The organism is Tamlana crocina (assembly GCA_040429635.1).
Classification (GTDB): Bacteria; Bacteroidota; Bacteroidia; order Flavobacteriales; family Flavobacteriaceae; genus Flavisericum; species Flavisericum crocinum.
In genome coordinates, this window is sequence record CP158972.1 from 1,656,683 (window position 1) to 1,673,094 (window position 16,412).

Consider the following 16,412-nt stretch of genomic DNA (forward strand, 5'->3'; position numbering starts at 1 on the left):
TAACAACAATGGATTTAAAAAAAATCAATGCTCCGGTGAATACGGTAACGTACGACAGAAATCAAATAGATGAGCCAACAGAGAACATCTACGAGTCTATTTCTATCATTGCAAGACGTGCAGAACAGATCAATACAGAAATCAAAAAAGAGCTTATTGATAAACTGGAAGAATTTGCCACTTACAACGACAGCCTAGAGGAAGTGTTTGAAAATAAAGAGCAAATTGAGGTATCTAAATTTTACGAAAAGTTACCTAAGCCGCACGCATTGGCCGTACAGGAATGGCTTACCGATAAAATTTATTTTAGAAATACAGAAGAAGATTCTAAATAATTATTTCTAAATTTAATCACCATTTAGCAAACTCCAAAACCGTTTTTAAAAATGGCTTTGGAGTTTGTTTGGTTATTGTTGAAAAGGAATTCCTCGACGTTCTGCGTCGGGGTATTAGTTGAAATTGTCATTCCTGTGTGGTCACTGAGCGAAGTCGAAGTGAAAACGGGAATCTAGGATTTTATTTTCATGAGTATTTTAAGCGGAAAAAACATACTATTGGGAGTTACCGGTGGCATTGCGGCCTATAAAACAGCATGGCTGGTTAGACTGTTGGTTAAGGCCAACGCCAACGTAAAAGTAGTAATGACCCCGGCTGCCAAAGATTTTATTACACCGCTAACGCTTTCCACGCTTTCAAAGCATCCAGTACATTCGTCTTTTACCAATGAAGAAGATGAAAATGCCGTTTGGAACAACCATGTCGATTTGGGTTTGTGGGCCGATTTGTTTGTTATCGCGCCGGCTACCGCAAATACGCTTTCAAAGATGGCTAATGGAGTTTGTGATAATTTATTGATGGCGACGTATCTGTCAGCTAAATGCCCCGTGTATTTCGCTCCAGCCATGGATCTGGATATGTACAAACACGAAAGTACCTTGCGTTCGTTGGATACTTTAAAAAGCTACGGGAATATCATGATTCCTGCCGAAAGCGGGGAATTAGCCAGCGGATTGGTAGGCGAGGGTCGAATGGCCGAGCCTGAAACTATCGTTGGTTTCATTGAAAATGATATTTTAGGAAAATTGCCGTTACGCGGAAAAAAGGTGTTGATTACGGCTGGGCCAACTTACGAAGCCATAGATCCCGTGCGTTTTATTGGTAATCATTCCAGCGGCAAAATGGGCTTTGAAATTGCCAAAGCAGCCGCCAACCTTGGTGCAGAAGTGATTTTGGTTTCAGGGCCAACGCACCAAAAAGCATCACATAGTTTAATTGAAGTGATTCCGGTAACCAGTGCTCAAGACATGTATGAGGCCGTTCATCAATATTTTGAAAGTGTTGACGTGGCCATCCTTTCAGCGGCGGTGGCCGATTTCACCCCAAAAGAAGTTGCCCAACAAAAAATAAAAAAGAAGTCCGATACGTTAACTTTAGAGTTGACCAAAACCAAGGATATTTTGGCATCTTTGGGCGACATTAAAAAACAACAATATTTGGTCGGTTTTGCGTTGGAAACCCATAATGAATTGGAAAACGCAAAAGGAAAACTAAAAAAGAAAAATTTAAACTTAATTGTTTTAAATTCGTTAAATGATAAAGGTGCCGGATTTAAAGGCGACACCAATAAAGTGACTTTTATTGACCGTAAAAATCAAATCACTGAGTTCGAGTTAAAATCTAAAGCTGAAGTGGCGGCCGATTTAATGAATAAAATTATATCTGAGATTGATGCGTAACATACTGTTTTTATTTATATTTTGTTTTTCCGTAAACGGGTTTTCACAAGAATTGAATTGCAATTTAGTCGTGAATGCCGAACAAACGGGCAACGAAAACTTTCCCATTTTTAAAACACTCGAAAAAGAACTCACCGAGTTTGTGAACAACAGAAAATGGACCAATAAAACCTTTAAACCACAGGAGCGCATCAATTGCAGTATGGTCATTAACATCAGCAATTACAGTGGCGAAACCTTTCAAGGAACGCTTCAAGTGCAATCGTCACGCCCAGTTTACGGCTCGTCATTCAGTACGCCGGTTTATAATTTCAATGATAAAGATTTTACATTTCGGTATTTGGAATATCAGAATTTAATTTACAATCCGTCGCAATTCGAGTCGAATTTAGTATCGGTTTTAGCCTATCATATTTACATGATTTTAGCTTTAGATGCCGATACTTTTGAACAAAATGGTGGCGACGAATATTACAAACAGGCGCAAATTATTACCAATTATTCGCAGCAAGGCAATTTTAAAGGCTGGAAGGTTGAAGACGGCCTACAAAGCCGCTTCGCTCTAATCGATAATGTATTGTCGCCTACTTTTAAAGAATATCGCGATGTGCTATACACCTATCACCGTAAAGGTTTAGATGTAATGAGCGACAATGTTAAACAGGGAAAGGACGAAATCGCATCGTCGCTACAAAGTTTTCAAGCGATGAACAGCCGTCGCCCGAACTCTTTTTTGTTGCGTACCTTTTTCGATGCCAAGGCCGATGAAATTGAGCAGATTTTCACCGATGGGCCAAACGTAAATATTGCAAAAGTTAAAGAAACGCTTCAAAAAGTAGCGCCGATGCACAACAGCAAATGGCAAAATATCAAATTTTGATTTTTGGCTGTAAGTTTGAAGACTGAAGCCCGATGTGTTGATTGCTAACGGAGTACTGAAAACTGAATACTAAAATATGCTAACCGCTTTATCCATAAAAAATTACGCCTTAATCGATAATTTACAAATCGATTTCAACGATGGTTTTTCCATTATAACCGGGGAAACTGGTGCGGGAAAATCTATTTTGTTAGGTGGCTTGTCCTTAATTTTAGGGAAACGTGCCGATTTGAGTAGTTTGAAAGACACTTCAGAGAAATGTATTATCGAAGCTGTTTTCAATATTTCAAATTACAATTTAAGAACGCTTTTTAAGGCGCAGGATTTCGATTTTGAGGAACAAACCATCATCCGTCGTGAAATTTTGCCGTCCGGAAAGTCGAGAGCTTTCGTCAACGATTCGCCCGTAAATTTAAGCAGTCTTCAACTTTTGGGAGAGCGTTTAATCGACATCCATTCGCAGCACCAAACCTTGGAATTGACGAGCAACGAATTCCAATTTCAGGTTATTGATGCTTTGGCGAAAAACGAAGCGAAACTCAATGAGTATAAAGTAGCCTTTAAAGCTTACAAAAGGCTGAAAAAGGAACTTGACGAATTGGTAGCCTCGAAAGCTGAAGCCATTAAAGAGCACGATTACAACGTGTTTTTGCTCAATGAATTGGTGGAGGCGCAATTGGTTGACGGTGAATTGGAGCTATTGGAAGAAGAGTACGAAACCTTAAATAACATTGAAGGCATCAAGGAAAAATTGGGCGAAGCTTATCAATTGCTTAGTGATGACGAAATAGGCCTACTGTCTTCGTTAACCACTTTAAAAAATGCTTTCCAGAAGTTATCTGGATTCTCTTCAAAATACGAAGACCTTTACAATCGTGCCAACAGCAGCTTAATTGAAATGGACGACTTATTTGGCGAAGTCAATAATCTGCAGGAAGAGTTGGATGCCGATCCGCAGCGTTTGGAAGTGGTGGATGCGAAGTTGAAAACGCTTCACAATTTAATGCAGAAACATGCTGCTGCTGATGTATCGGAATTGATTGCCATTAAAAACGACTTGGAAGAAAACGTATCGGTTACTGAAAATCTCGATGGAAACATTCAGAAAAAAGAAGCAGAAATCGCTTCAAAAGCCAATGAGCTAAATACTATTGCAGCAGACCTTCATAAAAAACGTACCGAGGTTATTCCATCGCTAAAAAAGCAATTGGAAACCATTTTGGCAAGTTTAGGCATGCCTAACGCACAATTTAAAATTGAGGCTGTTTTAGGTAAAACCTTATTAGCTAACGGAAAAGACGAATTGTCATTTTTGTTTTCCGCTAATAAAGGCGGTCATTTCAACGAGCTTAAAAAAGCTGCTTCGGGCGGTGAATTGTCTCGTATTATGCTGGCTATAAAATCGGTTTTAGCGAAATACATTCAGCTGCCTACTATTATGTTTGATGAAATTGATACGGGGGTTTCTGGTGAAATATCCAATAAGATGGGCGATATTATGCTCGAAATGAGTAAAACCATGCAGGTGTTTTCCATTACGCATTTGCCTCAAATTGCTGCCAAAGGGCATTCGCATTTTAAGGTGTTTAAAGAAGATGTAAACGAGGTAACCCAAACCAATTTAATAAAGTTGAACCACGATGAGCGCATTGTGGAAATTGCACAAATGCTGGGCGGTAAAGAGATGTCGTCTTCGGCCATTGCCCACGCCAAGGAGTTGCTCAACTAAAATAAAGGTGTCATTTACAGTTGCGTAAACATAAAATTAAATACTATCTTTACCCTCTCATAAAATAAAGACTAATCAACGTATAAAACACGACATATGTATAATTTACTAAAAGGAAAAAAGGGAATTATTTTCGGAGCTTTAGATTCAAATTCAATCGCTTGGAAAACAGCCGAACGCGTACATGAAGAAGGCGGTGAGTTTGTATTGACCAACGCTCCGGTGGCGATGCGCATGGGGCAAATCAACGAATTGGCCGAAAAAACAGGCGCGCAAATCATTCCTGCCGATGCCACTTCCGTGGAAGATCTAGAAAACTTGATTGAAAAATCAATGGAAATTTTAGGCGGTAAAATTGATTTCGTTTTACACTCCATCGGAATGTCTATTAACGTTAGAAAAGGAAAACACTACACCGATCAAAATTACGACTGGACGCAAAAAGGTACCGATGTTTCGGCGATGTCGTTCCATAAGTTGATGCAAACATTGTACAAAAAAGATGCGATGAACGAGTGGGGAAGTATTGTAGCCCTAACTTACATGGCTGCTCAACGCGTGTTCCCAGATTACAACGATATGGCCGATAACAAAGCCTATTTGGAAAGTATTGCCCGTAGTTTCGGTTATTTCTTCGGAAGAGACAAAAAAGTACGTGTTAACACCATTTCGCAATCGCCAACCCCAACAACAGCGGGTAGCGGTGTAAAAGGATTTGATGGATTTATTGCTTACGCCGATAAAATGTCGCCACTGGGCAATGCCACAGCAATGGATTGCGCAAATTATACCGTAACCCTGTTTAGCGATTTAACCAAGCGTGTAACACTGCAAAACCTTTATAACGACGGCGGTTTCAGTAACATGGGTGTTAGTGATGCCGTAATGAGCACCTTTATGGGCGAGGACGAATAATACAATTTGAACGATATAGAAAAAGCCACCTTTTTAGGGTGGCTTTTTTTGTTACATTTGTGCTATGCAATTACAATTTTCATTCATAATTCCGGTGTATAACCGTCCTGACGAAATTCAGGAATTGTTGCAAAGTTTTAGTGCTTTGGAAGGCGCTACCGATTTCGAAATTGTTATTGTTGAAGATGGCTCGGAACAATCATCAAAAACAGTAGTTGATGGATTTTCTGAAAAGTTAAATATTTCTTATTTCTATAAGGAAAACTCGGGGCCGGGCGATTCTCGAAACTTCGGTATGCAGCACGCCAAAGGCAATTATTTTATCATTTTGGATTCCGATTGCATTTTGCCCAAGCAGTATTTAAACGAAGTTAGAAAAAGCTTGCAAACCGATTATGTAGATTGCTTCGGCGGGCCCGATGCAGCACACCAATCGTTTACCAATTTGCAAAAGGCCATTAATTTTTCCATGACCTCTTTTATCACCACCGGAGGTATTCGTGGCAGCAAAAATAGCGTGGATAAGTTCCAACCGAGAAGTTTCAATATGGGACTTTCGAAAAAGGCATTCGAGGCTTCAAATGGGTTTGGGCGCATCCATCCCGGAGAAGACCCCGACCTTTCGATTAGGCTTTGGAATTTAGGTTTTAAAACCAAACTGATTCCCGAGGCTTATGTGTTCCATAAACGCCGAATTTCGTGGAGCACCTTTTACAAACAGGTACATAAGTTCGGGCTGGTTCGCCCGATTTTGAACAGTTGGCATCCGTCAACAAAAAAACTGACGTATTGGTTTCCGTTGCTGTTTAGTTTGGGGTTGGTAGTTTCGGTTTTATTTCTCGCGTTTCAAATAGATTGGCTCTTTAAATTGTATTTGCTGTATTTTGTTTTGGCATTTATTTTGGCCTTATTAAGTGCGAGTAACCTGGTGGTCGCCATATTGTCCGTGCCTGCTATTTTGGTGCAGTTTTTGGGGTATGGTTACGGATTTTTAAAATCTACGTGGGCTATTTCAGTGTTAAAAAAGGATCCTGAAATACATTTTCCAAAATTATTCTTTAAACAGAAATGATTAAAAAAATAAAAAGCAACATAATCTCTTCCATAAAGAACAAACGCATCAATGTATTTTTGCTGTTCTTTTTATTTGCTTTTATTATTCTAATTTTTACCAAGCTTTCAAAAGCATACACCAAAACTATTGTTTTGGATGTTGAAAAAATAAATGTGCCGCAGGAATACATTATTTTAAACGATTCCTCAAAAATCAATATCACCCTAAAAACCCATGGTTTTAGATGGTTGAAATATGCATTTTCACGCCCGAAAATTCAAATAGACTTTAGCCAAGATGTGTATAAAAAAGGAGCGGTTTTCGAGTGGAGCAAAAGTAAGGCGTTCTTAAATAACACACAGTTTGATAAACAGGTGGAGTTGTTGAGCATGAGCCCCGATACCTTAAGGTTCCGATATGGCGTCAATTTGATAAAAAAAGTGCCTGTAAAAATCAACTCAGACATCACATACAGTTTGGGTTACGATATTTCGGGAAAAATGGAGGCAGAACCCGATTCGGTAACGGTGGTGGGCCCCAACATTGTGGTTTCAAAAATTGAGGCTTTGGAAACCGAAAAGTTGAGTTTAACCGATGTGCGTTCAAATGTAAATCAAAAGGTAAAATTAAAATTACCGGATCAAGGCGATTTACAGTTTTCTGAGAAACAAGTTACCTTAAAAGCGCAGGTTGAAAAGTTTACCGAAGGCACTTTAAAAGTACCCGTAACCATTGCGAATGTTCCGGCAGGTGTGGTTTTAAAGTATTTCCCGAAAACGGTAAGTGTATCATACTATGTGAGCTTAAGTAAGTTTGCTTCGATCACTGAAAAGGATTTTAAAGTGGTTTGTGACTATGCCAAAACCACCGAAAACCAGTCGTTTTTAATACCCGAATTAACGGTTTGGCCAGAAGCGGTTAAGAGTGCCAAGGTGAACCAGCAGCATGTAGAATTCATAATGACAAAATAATGATAGTAGGGCTTACAGGAGGTATTGGTAGCGGAAAAACAACCGTAGCGAAGGAATTCGAAAAGCTGGGCATTCCGGTATATATTGCCGATGAGGAAGCAAAAAAACTCATGAATCGCTCACCGGTTATCCAGCGCGAACTAACTCATTTGTTTGGTAAGGACGCTTATGTGGATGGCGAACTCAACCGGCCATTCATTGCCAATATCATTTTTAACGATAAGTCTTTTTTGGAAAAAATGAACGCCATCGTGCACCCCAGGGTGGCCAAGCATTTCAATAAATGGATTTTTAAGCAAAACGCTCCTTATGTGATTAAGGAAGTGGCCATTCTATTTGAAAATGGGGGAGACCAAGCTTGCGATTACATCATCACCGTTGTGGCGCCAAAAGCGGTTCGGGTTAAACGTTTGCTGCAACGCGATAACACTTCAAAGGAAAAAATAGAGGCCATTATGAACAATCAGTGGAGCGACGAAGAAAAAGCCAAACGTTCGCACTTTGTTATCAATAATATAGATTTAGAAGATACCAAGGCTCAAGTTTTGCAAATTCACCAAGAAATCCTTAAAAAATCTTAAATTTTAACATTTTTGTTAACGTTAGGTTAAAAGCCCTATTTCCTAAATGTTAAAATGTTAATTTTGAATGATGAGCAAAAAATTATTTGTCCTGTTGATAATACTGATGAGCCTATCGCTTATCGGTATTATTTCCATTCAAGCTTATTATATCAACGATTCGGTACAGAACGAAAAGGAGCGTTTTAAGTCGAATGTGGTTACGGTACTCAACAACGTATCGAACACTATCGAAGAGAACGAATTCGAGAAGTACTTTTCAGAATATTTAAGCTTGGATAAGGAAAAGAAGGCGGATGAAGATGCCGTTTCGCAGCTATTAATTTACCGAAAAAACAACAGCACCAAAGAAACGCTCATTTACAGAAGCAACGTTTTAGAAGAGAACTATAAACTCTCTTCATCGCTCTTTGACATTGGTTTAGATAGCCTCGATATCACCAATATTATTGGCAATTCCAGTACCGAAATTTATAAGGATTTGGAATCGACCGATAGGGATTTAAAGAGTCCCATTTCAAAAATTATTAGAAGTGGAACTATTGATGAAGCCCAAAAACTCACCTTTAAAAAGAACTTTAAAGAAGTATTTAAAAGGAAGCCAGTGCATAAGCGGGTTTCAGGAAGTGAAGTTCGGGCATTGCTTTCCGAAAGGTTAAAAAAATACGGTATCAACATCGATTTCGAATTTGCCATTTACGGTAACGATTTGGCTACTAAGGTAAAAAGCGAAAATTTTGAATACGAAGCCAATTCTACCTTTGGGGTACCTATTTTTTACGATGAAAATAACCGAAGCCTGTACCGGCTGTTAGTGAATTTTCCAGACGATAGAAAGTTCATTTTATCAACCGTAATTGGTATGGTATTATTGTCGGTGGTATTTACCTCTGTAATTATTTTGGCCTACGGAAGCGCCCTGATGCAGTTGGTGAGACAGCGAAAAATATCGGAAATAAAAACCGATTTTATCAATAACATGACGCACGAGTTTAAAACTCCGATTGCGACCATCAATTTGGCTTTGGATGCCATCCGGAACCCGAAAGTTATTGAAGATAAAGATAAGGTGATGCGCTACCTTTCCATGATTAAGGAAGAAAACAAGCGCATGCACGCACAAGTTGAAAATGTGTTGCGCATATCTAAACTAGAAAAAAACGAACTGAACATTAGTAAAGACCGTGTAGATTTACACGATTTGGTTGAAGATGCCTTGACCCACGTAGAACTTATTGTTGAAGACCGCCAAGGCTACATAAAAACGTTTTTAAATGCCGAACAGTCTTCGGTTTTGGCCAATGAAACCCACTTTACCAATGTGATAGTTAATATGCTGGACAATGCCATTAAGTATTCTCCAGATGCACCAAAAATAGAGGTCTATACCGAAAATGTTGGAAACAATGTTCTGTTAAAGGTAAAAGACCACGGTAGCGGTATGAGCAAAGCGGCTGCCAAACGGGTGTTCGAAAAATTTTATCGAGAGCACACCGGAAACATCCACAACGTAAAAGGCCACGGCTTAGGTTTGGCTTACGTTAAACGGATTGTTGAAGACCACCAAGGTCACGTATCAGTAGAAAGTGAAAAAGACAAAGGAAGCACCTTTATAATCAAGCTTCCGTTAATATCGTAAACTATGGAAGAGCTTAAAAAAAGAATATTATTAGTTGAGGACGACCCCAATTTCGGAACCGTGCTTAAAGATTATTTAATGATGAACGATTACGAAGTTACCCATGCCAAAAACGGTATGGAAGGCTTTGAAAAGTTTAAAAAAGACGATTTCGATTTGTGCATCCTCGATGTGATGATGCCTTACAAAGACGGCTTTACACTAGCCAAGGAAATTCGCGAAAAAAATAGCGATGTGCCTATTATATTTTTAACCGCCAAAACCATGAAGGAAGACGTGTTAAAAGGCTATAAAGTGGGGGCGGACGATTATTTGAACAAACCGTTTGATAGCGAAGTGCTGCTCATGAAAATAAAGGCTATTATTCAACGTAAGGCTACCGAAACCATTTCAGATAGTAAGCAGTTTGAGTTTAAAATTGGAAAGTTCGATTTAAACTCCAAACTACGGTTCTTGCGTTTTAATGGTGGAGACCCCATAAAATTATCGCCAAAGGAAAACGAATTGTTGCGTTTGTTGGCATTGCATGAAAACGATTTAATGCCCCGCGAATTGGCACTTACCAAAATATGGCGCGACGATAACTATTTTACCTCGCGTAGTATGGACGTGTACATTGCCAAATTACGTAAATATCTAAAACCAGACCCCAAAGTGGAAATCCTGAACATTCACGGCGAAGGTTTTAGATTGGTGGTTAACGAATAAAATCTAATTGGTTTGAATATTGAAAAATCCAGCCAAAAGCTGGATTTTTTGTTTTGAAAGTTGATTTTTAGTATTTCGTTTAATGGTCTTGTGTATGATTTCGTTGCGTGTTTAAGCAACTAATTTAGCAAATACAAACCAAATAGAAAATCCGCGAGGATTTTCGTAAGTAGGCGAGTACTAGCAATGAATTATACACGTTGTTGTGGTGTCGTTTTTTATTCAGAAACTTTATGTCAGTAATTTTCAGTTTATTTTTTTTGATGACATTTCCGTTTTGTTTCGATGTATAGATAAATAACACCAAACTATTATGAAAAAAAGCATCTTTTTATTGTTTCTAATATCCTTTTTAATAGGATGTACATCAGACGACAGCAATCCAAATACTAGCAATGTCACAGTCTCAATTGAAGCCTCAGGGCTTAACGATGACAAACTGGCGCTGAACAATTCAGCAACTTTTACAGCCAGTATTTCTGGTTTTGAAGGAGATGCGACTTCTTTAACCTATAGATGGAGGTTATCTACAGAAAATGGCGAACTCTCACAGAGTGGAAATCCGCTTCCCAATCCTTCGGTTAGTGGTAGTTCCATAAGCTGTGTCGGCAAATCGGAAGGGGACGAAGAGATTATTGTAGAAGTGTTGGATGCTTCAAATGATATATTTATATCAACATCCTACAACTTTACAATAGTTGATTCTGGAAACCAAACGAGTTTTGGCTGTTTTGATCAGCCAAAATTAATCTACAGAAACGGAACATTTAACTTTGTACTTAATTTTGATGGCACGAACGAAGAGTCTCTTGGTATAGGTGGTGGTACAGGTGTGGACATATCACCAGATGGTGAATGGATTGCCCAAGCTCGAGACACTCAATTTGGATGGCAAATGCACATTTTTAGGTGTGATGGTAGTACCGGATTAATACCCATTCCTGTAACATTTCTGGAACTTGATAATTCTCCCCAATTCTCACTAGATAGCAAAACATTATATTTTACAGGAGCTGTAGATGTACCGAATCCCCCTGTAAATGGGCACTTCTATGAAATTTTTGCCTACGATCTTGAGACTGGGGCTTTGACTCAATTGACCTCCGTAGCTGAACAACGCGATATTATTTTAGGCTATTTTACACTATCTCCTGTAACTGGCGATATCGCTTTTACACGTACCAATATTGATACAAATTTAACAAAACTTGCATTCCTTCAGCCAGAATCTGGACTCATTACAGATTTCTATACCTTTCCAGATGGTCTCAGCACTTATAGTTTAGACTGGTCGCCAGATGGCGGCGATATTATATTTACTGCATATTTTAATAGCACGCCTGGCATTTACAGGATAAACGTGACTAGTGGATCGCAACCGCTACTTGTTTTTGAGGATCCTTCACCCAATACCTTACCGCCAGGTTATCCTACCTACTACAACGGTGGAAACCGGATTGCCTATGCGGGTTCAGAGAATGGGCAGTCAGGTTCAAGTCTCTGGTCAATAGATGCTAATGGAGAAGACTTTCAACTGTTGTTGGATGCAAATTCAAGTATTTTGGAGCTTTATGGGATCCTGCGTTAAAATAATGATTGACAAAGGTTCAAAAAAGGGTGCTATTTGGCATCCTTTTTTGATTGATGAAAAAAATCATTTACTTTTTCTTTCAGGACTGCGCACGGGTCAAAATGCACCACAACTTTAATGATATGCGTCGTTTCAATGACTTATATCAGACGTTAAACGAAGGTAGTTGAAATTATTTACAAATTCAAGGTTCAAAATGAAAAGTCGCAAAAGCGATATGGAGCTTAAAAAAAAAGAGAGCTAAGAATAGTTTGTGGAGGGTGTTGGTTAAATCCGCTCTGCCAACCAAGCCTTAAATTCGTAAAAATTCTGTGGTGCCACACCATGCCCAACCGGAAACTCCGAATATTGGTGTTTAATGTTCAAACTTTTTAAGAAAGTAGGGGTTTGCCGCGCCCAATCTACTGGAATCACTTGGTCTACACTGCCATGCGAGCAGTAAAAATCCAAATGGGAATAGTCGGGTGTTTCCAAATCTTTTGGAAGTATGTCGTGGTTTACATAGCCGCTTAAAGCCACGATGTTTTTTACTTTTTCGGGATAAGTCAATGCCACGGCATAACTTAATATGCTGCCTTGACTAAAGCCCAAAAGGTTTACGTTCGTTTTGTTTACTGGATAAGCCTCAACGGCCTCATCAATAAACTGGGCAATTAAATCGCGCGATTCCTTGGCCTGCTCGTTGTCGTTCCATTTGCCTTTTTCGGCATCAAAATTAATGGCGTACCATGCATTACCGAAAGGTTGCATGGGGTAGGGCGCTTTCACCGAAATGATAAACAATTCTTCGGGCAATTCTTGTGCAAACGAAAATAAATCGTTTTCATCACTGCCGTAACCGTGCATCATAATCAGCAACGGAGCGTTTTCGGTTAAAGTCGATTTTCGAATAATATGTTCTAAAGACAATGCGGTGTTTTCCATGTTAAGCGCCTAAGTTTGCAAATAATTTTTGATAAAATGCCCCGACTAAAGGAACTTCGGTGGTTTTTCGTGAAATGGCTCCCGAAAACCCGTAAATAAAAAGTACGGCAAAAAAGAGGTAAAATGCCGAAGTAACCATCCAACTGTCAAAGCTCCCAACCGGGTAGCCCAAGGCCCAAAACGTGAGCCAAAGCCCCAACGATTGCCGAATGTGAAAACTAGCAAAGGCACTTTTGTTTTTCTCTTCGTTGTTTAAAAAATAGGCGATAATCACCCCAATAATGGTAATATAGCTGATGATGGCGTTGCTGCGCCCGCGGTCAATATCTTGTTCGGTCATGTTGTTTATGGATTTAAAACCACTTGGTTGTTGGCTACAATGCCGTACACCTTTCCTTTTAGGGTTTCGTTTTCAAAAATGGCATTTTTCGATTTTGAAACGATATTGTTTTTACTGAAAGTGAATTTAGTATTCGGGTTGAATAGCGTTAAATCGGCCGTGTTTCCTACGTTAATGCTCGTGGATTCTAAACCGAATCGGTTTTTTCCTTTAGTGAGCAGTTCGATGGTTTTCTTTAAAGTGAATACATTTTGAAGTGCCCCAAATGCACTTTCCAATCCGATAGTGCCATATTCCGCATGGTCAAATTCCACTTTCTTTTGTTCGACATCGATGGGGTTGTGGTCGCTGGTTACCATATCGATGGTGCCGTCTTTCACGCCTTCAATTAAAGCATCCACATCGGTTTGTGTGCGCAATGGCGGCAATACTTTAAAATGGGTGTTGAAATCGCCCAACACATCATCCGTAAAGTATAGATTATGGATGGCCACGCTACAGGTTACATCCAGTTTTTTCTTTTTGGCTTCGCGAATTAACTGCACGGATCCAGCCGTTGAAATGGTGGGGATATGTAGTTTCCCGCCGGTATATTCCAATAAAAATAAGTCGCGGGCAATTTGTAGTTCTTCTGCTAAAGCGGGAATCCCTTTAAGTCCCAATCTAGTACTGCTAATATGTTCGTTTACCACACCCTTGCCAACAATTTTGTTTTCCTGCGGAAAGGAGCACACCAAACCATCAAAATTACTCGCATATTGCAATGCGATTTTCATCAGGTTGGGGTTGGCAATCGGTTTTTTATAATCGTAAAAAGCCACCGATCCAGCTGTGTTCATATCGTAAAGTTCGGCTAAATCCTCGCCCTCGCTTTTAACGGTTAAGGCACCAATCGGCAACAGGCTTACCGCATGGTTTTGGGCTTTCGATTTTAAAAAAGTAATATCGGAATTCGAGTCAATCACCGGGTTGCTGTTTGCATTAACGGCCACGGAGGTAAACCCAGAAGCTGCTGCAGTTTTCAATCCGTTTTGTATGGTTTCGCGTTCCTCGTATCCAGGTTCGCCAAAACACACGCTGCTATCAAACCAACCTTGCGAAACGTGCAGGTTTTCGGCATCGATTTCCTGAAAATTTTTAGTGTTTTTTATACTTGGGGCTATTTGGGTAATCGTGCCGTTTTCAATTAAAATATCCTGGGTAGTGTTGTGAAATTCACTTTTCGAATCAAGGATGGTGGCCGATTTTATAAGTATGTTCATTTAAAGAATTTTAAGATGAGCATTTCTACAAGCAGTAGCGCTAGTGCAAAAATAACAAACCATTTCCATAGCGCATTAACTTTTGAGTCACTTTTTAAGGCATCAAAAATTTCGGGAATGGAATCGCTAACGGTTACATTTTCTGCCGAAGACAGGTCGCGGTAGCTTAAATGGCTTTCGGTTCTGTTGTAATTGTAACTGACGTTTTTTAAGGTTTCTTCTTTATTTTTAATGGTGTAAACACCCGAAATATCTGGGGTTTCAGAAGTATTGACGACGACTTTATTGTTGAAATATTGCTGTTTCGGGATGATGCTCGTGCCGTTATGTTCCATATTTAAAACGGCATCTTGCTGCATTTGGGTTTCCACATCAAAAGTGTTTTCCTTTCCAATAGTGTAATACAGTTCGGGAATTTTTAAACTTTGCTTGGCCATATTGTACAACGAAGGAACGATGAGCGGTGAATTTTGAAAGTTTGAATTTTTAGTGTTGATGGCCGAAGTAAACACATAAACATTGTTGTTTTGGCCCAAAAACGGTTTGCCATCTTCAAACTGTAGGACAGAAGCCATATTGTTTGAAGCGAGGTTATAAAAGCTATTGACTTTAGGGTATTGAAAATTTTCCACCTGTTTTTCGAACACGCCATTGCTAAATAGTGGGTGACCGTAATTGATGGTGGTTACTCGTTTTTCGGATGGATTCAATTCGGAAAACCCGTTGCCAAAATGTCCCAAAAATGAACTGTACGATTCCACATTGATGTCTTCCGAAGGAATAACAATAACAATGCCTTCTTGCTCGGTAAACTGTTTTAGGGCGGCGGATAACGATACGGGAATGTCAGTCAATTCATTTAAAACAATGAGATGTTGCTCGTCAATGAGGTTGTAATTTAATTGGTTCGGAGCAGTTGAAATATAGTTGAATTCATCATCGGTGTAAATGCGTTTTAAAAAGGAATCGTCCGCAGCATTCACCGCCAAAACATTAATTTTTGATGCTTTGTTGATGTTGAAATACAAATTATTGTCGAATTGTAAATGCGCATCGTTAATGCTGATTTTTCCGTTAATGACTTCATTCGCCGGAATGGAAAATGTGGTTTCGGCAGTGTCGTCAATAGCCACTGAAGTTTTTGCAATAAGGTTATCGTTGTTAAACAGCGACACCGGTAAATTTTCAACGGCGGCACCACTGTTTTTTAAAATAACGTTGAGTTCAATGGTGTTGGCTGTGTTTTTTGAAATATAGGCGCTGTCAATCGAAATATTGTTGGTGTTTACGGGCGCCAATTTTACAAAATGGATTTCTGTAAGCGAGTCCGTTGGAATCTCAAAACTACCGTTGTTATCTTGAAAATCGGAAATAAAAACCAGATGTTTCAAAACACCATTTTTTTTACTGAAAGCACTTTGGCTTTTCAAAAAAGCGGCCTCGGTACTAAGGCTGTTCGAGGCATAATCCCATTGCAGCATGTCGTTTTTTAAGGCTTTAATGTTGGTGTTTTTAAAACTATTGCTGTTGGTGATTATCGAGATATTTTCATTTTCGGGAACGTTGGCAATCAAATCCTGAACGGCACGTTTAAACAGTTCGCCTTTGTCGCCCTTGGCCTGCATGCTGAACGAATTGTCCAAATAAATCACGGTTTCCTTTTCCGTTTTAAACGCATCGCTTTTTGCCGTAAACGGTTGTGCAAATGCAAATACCAAAGCAGCCAAAAGCAGCATGCGGGTAAAAAGCACTAGCCACTTTTTTATTTGTGAACTTTTTCGGGTTTGCAGCGTCGCTTCCTTTAAAAAAGCCACGTTGGTAAAATCGACCTTTTGGAATTTACGAAGCTGAAAAAGATGGACAATAATGGGAATGAGCAGTAAAAATAAGGCGTAAAGAATTTCGGGGTGTTTAAACTGCATAGTGATTTAAATTAGTCAAAACTACATATTTTTTCTGATTGTTTGTATGCGGTGCTAAAATCTTATTCGATCTATGTTTTTAGTTATAAAATCTTGTTTTCCGTCATGCTGAACTTGATTCAGCATCTCAATTTGTTTGTAAATTTTGTAAAACTATTCG

At 39.2% G+C, this 16,412-nt stretch carries 15 protein-coding genes; 11 read left to right on the plus strand and 4 right to left on the minus strand.

Going from position 1 to position 16,412, the window contains the following annotated elements:
- Window positions 1–8: 8 nt before the first annotated feature.
- The 11 genes from ABI125_07495 (at window position 9) to ABI125_07545 (ending at window position 11,801) form a co-directional block, all read left to right on the plus strand.
- Window positions 9–335 carry a DNA-directed RNA polymerase subunit omega gene (locus ABI125_07495; GenBank protein ID XCF07698.1) on the plus strand — a complete coding sequence of 109 codons (327 nt, stop codon included), beginning with the start codon at window positions 9–11 and terminating at the stop codon, window positions 333–335.
- Window positions 336–524: 189 nt separating this feature from the next.
- The gene (gene coaBC, locus ABI125_07500) at window positions 525–1,736 is read left to right on the plus strand and encodes a bifunctional phosphopantothenoylcysteine decarboxylase/phosphopantothenate--cysteine ligase CoaBC (GenBank protein ID XCF07699.1); all 1,212 of its coding nucleotides are present in this window, start codon (window positions 525–527) and stop codon (window positions 1,734–1,736) included.
- The gene (locus ABI125_07505; protein ID XCF07700.1) at window positions 1,729–2,616 is read left to right on the plus strand and encodes a DUF4835 family protein; all 888 of its coding nucleotides are present in this window, start codon (window positions 1,729–1,731) and stop codon (window positions 2,614–2,616) included. The genes coaBC and ABI125_07505 overlap by 8 nt, the downstream gene beginning before the upstream one ends.
- A gap of 76 nt (window positions 2,617–2,692) precedes the next feature.
- A complete protein-coding gene (gene recN, locus ABI125_07510; GenBank protein XCF07701.1) occupies window positions 2,693–4,345 on the plus strand; it encodes a DNA repair protein RecN in 1,653 nt (550 codons plus the stop codon).
- Window positions 4,346–4,441: 96 nt separating this feature from the next.
- On the plus strand, window positions 4,442–5,260 hold the full coding sequence (locus ABI125_07515; GenBank protein ID XCF07702.1) for an SDR family oxidoreductase: 819 nt from the start codon (window positions 4,442–4,444) through the stop codon (window positions 5,258–5,260).
- 64 nt (window positions 5,261–5,324) lie between these two features.
- The gene (locus ABI125_07520; GenBank protein ID XCF07703.1) at window positions 5,325–6,332 is read left to right on the plus strand and encodes a glycosyltransferase; all 1,008 of its coding nucleotides are present in this window, start codon (window positions 5,325–5,327) and stop codon (window positions 6,330–6,332) included.
- Window positions 6,329–7,285, plus strand: coding sequence for a YbbR-like domain-containing protein (locus ABI125_07525; GenBank protein XCF07704.1), 957 nt, complete (start codon window positions 6,329–6,331; stop codon window positions 7,283–7,285). Before ABI125_07520 ends, ABI125_07525 begins: the two co-directional genes overlap by 4 nt.
- Window positions 7,282–7,866 (plus strand): dephospho-CoA kinase, encoded by a 585-nt coding sequence (gene coaE / locus ABI125_07530; protein XCF07884.1) that lies wholly within the window; start codon window positions 7,282–7,284, stop codon window positions 7,864–7,866. Before ABI125_07525 ends, coaE begins: the two co-directional genes overlap by 4 nt.
- Window positions 7,867–7,936: 70 nt before the next feature.
- Window positions 7,937–9,505 carry a HAMP domain-containing sensor histidine kinase gene (locus ABI125_07535; GenBank protein XCF07885.1) on the plus strand — a complete coding sequence of 523 codons (1,569 nt, stop codon included), beginning with the start codon at window positions 7,937–7,939 and terminating at the stop codon, window positions 9,503–9,505.
- A 3-nt stretch (window positions 9,506–9,508) separates the two neighbouring features.
- Window positions 9,509–10,213, plus strand: coding sequence for a response regulator transcription factor (locus tag ABI125_07540; protein XCF07705.1), 705 nt, complete (start codon window positions 9,509–9,511; stop codon window positions 10,211–10,213).
- Window positions 10,214–10,526: 313 nt separating this feature from the next.
- On the plus strand, window positions 10,527–11,801 hold the full coding sequence (locus ABI125_07545; protein ID XCF07706.1) for a hypothetical protein: 1,275 nt from the start codon (window positions 10,527–10,529) through the stop codon (window positions 11,799–11,801).
- A 270-nt stretch (window positions 11,802–12,071) separates the two neighbouring features.
- On the opposite strand, the gene ABI125_07550 is transcribed toward ABI125_07545, so the two are convergent.
- Genes ABI125_07550 through ABI125_07565 form a run of 4 tightly spaced genes read right to left on the minus strand, consistent with a single transcriptional unit; the run spans window position 12,072 to window position 16,252 of the window.
- Window positions 12,072–12,728, minus strand: a complete 657-nt coding sequence (locus tag ABI125_07550) for an alpha/beta fold hydrolase (GenBank protein XCF07707.1) — start codon at window positions 12,726–12,728, stop codon at window positions 12,072–12,074.
- Between the two features lies 1 nt (window position 12,729).
- Window positions 12,730–13,068, minus strand: a complete 339-nt coding sequence (locus tag ABI125_07555) for a hypothetical protein (GenBank protein ID XCF07708.1) — start codon at window positions 13,066–13,068, stop codon at window positions 12,730–12,732.
- 5 nt (window positions 13,069–13,073) lie between these two features.
- Entirely contained in the window at window positions 13,074–14,330 is a 1,257-nt protein-coding gene (locus ABI125_07560; protein ID XCF07709.1) for a dihydroorotase, read from the minus strand.
- Window positions 14,327–16,252: a BatA domain-containing protein gene (locus ABI125_07565; protein ID XCF07710.1), complete on the minus strand. Its 1,926-nt coding sequence runs from the start codon at window positions 16,250–16,252 to the stop codon at window positions 14,327–14,329. Before ABI125_07565 ends, ABI125_07560 begins: the two co-directional genes overlap by 4 nt.
- Between the last annotated feature and the right edge of the window lie 160 nt (window positions 16,253–16,412).

Coding starts and splice junctions, on each gene's coding strand:
- ABI125_07495 (XCF07698.1), top strand. CDS start 9: ATGGATTTAAAAAAAATCAATGCTCCGGTGAATACGGTAACGTACGAC.
- coaBC (XCF07699.1), top strand. CDS start 525: ATGAGTATTTTAAGCGGAAAAAACATACTATTGGGAGTTACCGGTGGC.
- ABI125_07505 (XCF07700.1), top strand. CDS start 1,729: ATGCGTAACATACTGTTTTTATTTATATTTTGTTTTTCCGTAAACGGG.
- recN (XCF07701.1), top strand. CDS start 2,693: ATGCTAACCGCTTTATCCATAAAAAATTACGCCTTAATCGATAATTTA.
- ABI125_07515 (XCF07702.1), top strand. CDS start 4,442: ATGTATAATTTACTAAAAGGAAAAAAGGGAATTATTTTCGGAGCTTTA.
- ABI125_07520 (XCF07703.1), top strand. CDS start 5,325: ATGCAATTACAATTTTCATTCATAATTCCGGTGTATAACCGTCCTGAC.
- ABI125_07525 (XCF07704.1), top strand. CDS start 6,329: ATGATTAAAAAAATAAAAAGCAACATAATCTCTTCCATAAAGAACAAA.
- ABI125_07535 (XCF07885.1), top strand. CDS start 7,937: ATGAGCAAAAAATTATTTGTCCTGTTGATAATACTGATGAGCCTATCG.
- ABI125_07540 (XCF07705.1), top strand. CDS start 9,509: ATGGAAGAGCTTAAAAAAAGAATATTATTAGTTGAGGACGACCCCAAT.
- ABI125_07545 (XCF07706.1), top strand. CDS start 10,527: ATGAAAAAAAGCATCTTTTTATTGTTTCTAATATCCTTTTTAATAGGA.
- ABI125_07550 (XCF07707.1), bottom strand. CDS start 12,728: ATGGAAAACACCGCATTGTCTTTAGAACATATTATTCGAAAATCGACT.
- ABI125_07555 (XCF07708.1), bottom strand. CDS start 13,068: ATGACCGAACAAGATATTGACCGCGGGCGCAGCAACGCCATCATCAGC.
- ABI125_07560 (XCF07709.1), bottom strand. CDS start 14,330: ATGAACATACTTATAAAATCGGCCACCATCCTTGATTCGAAAAGTGAA.
- ABI125_07565 (XCF07710.1), bottom strand. CDS start 16,252: ATGCAGTTTAAACACCCCGAAATTCTTTACGCCTTATTTTTACTGCTC.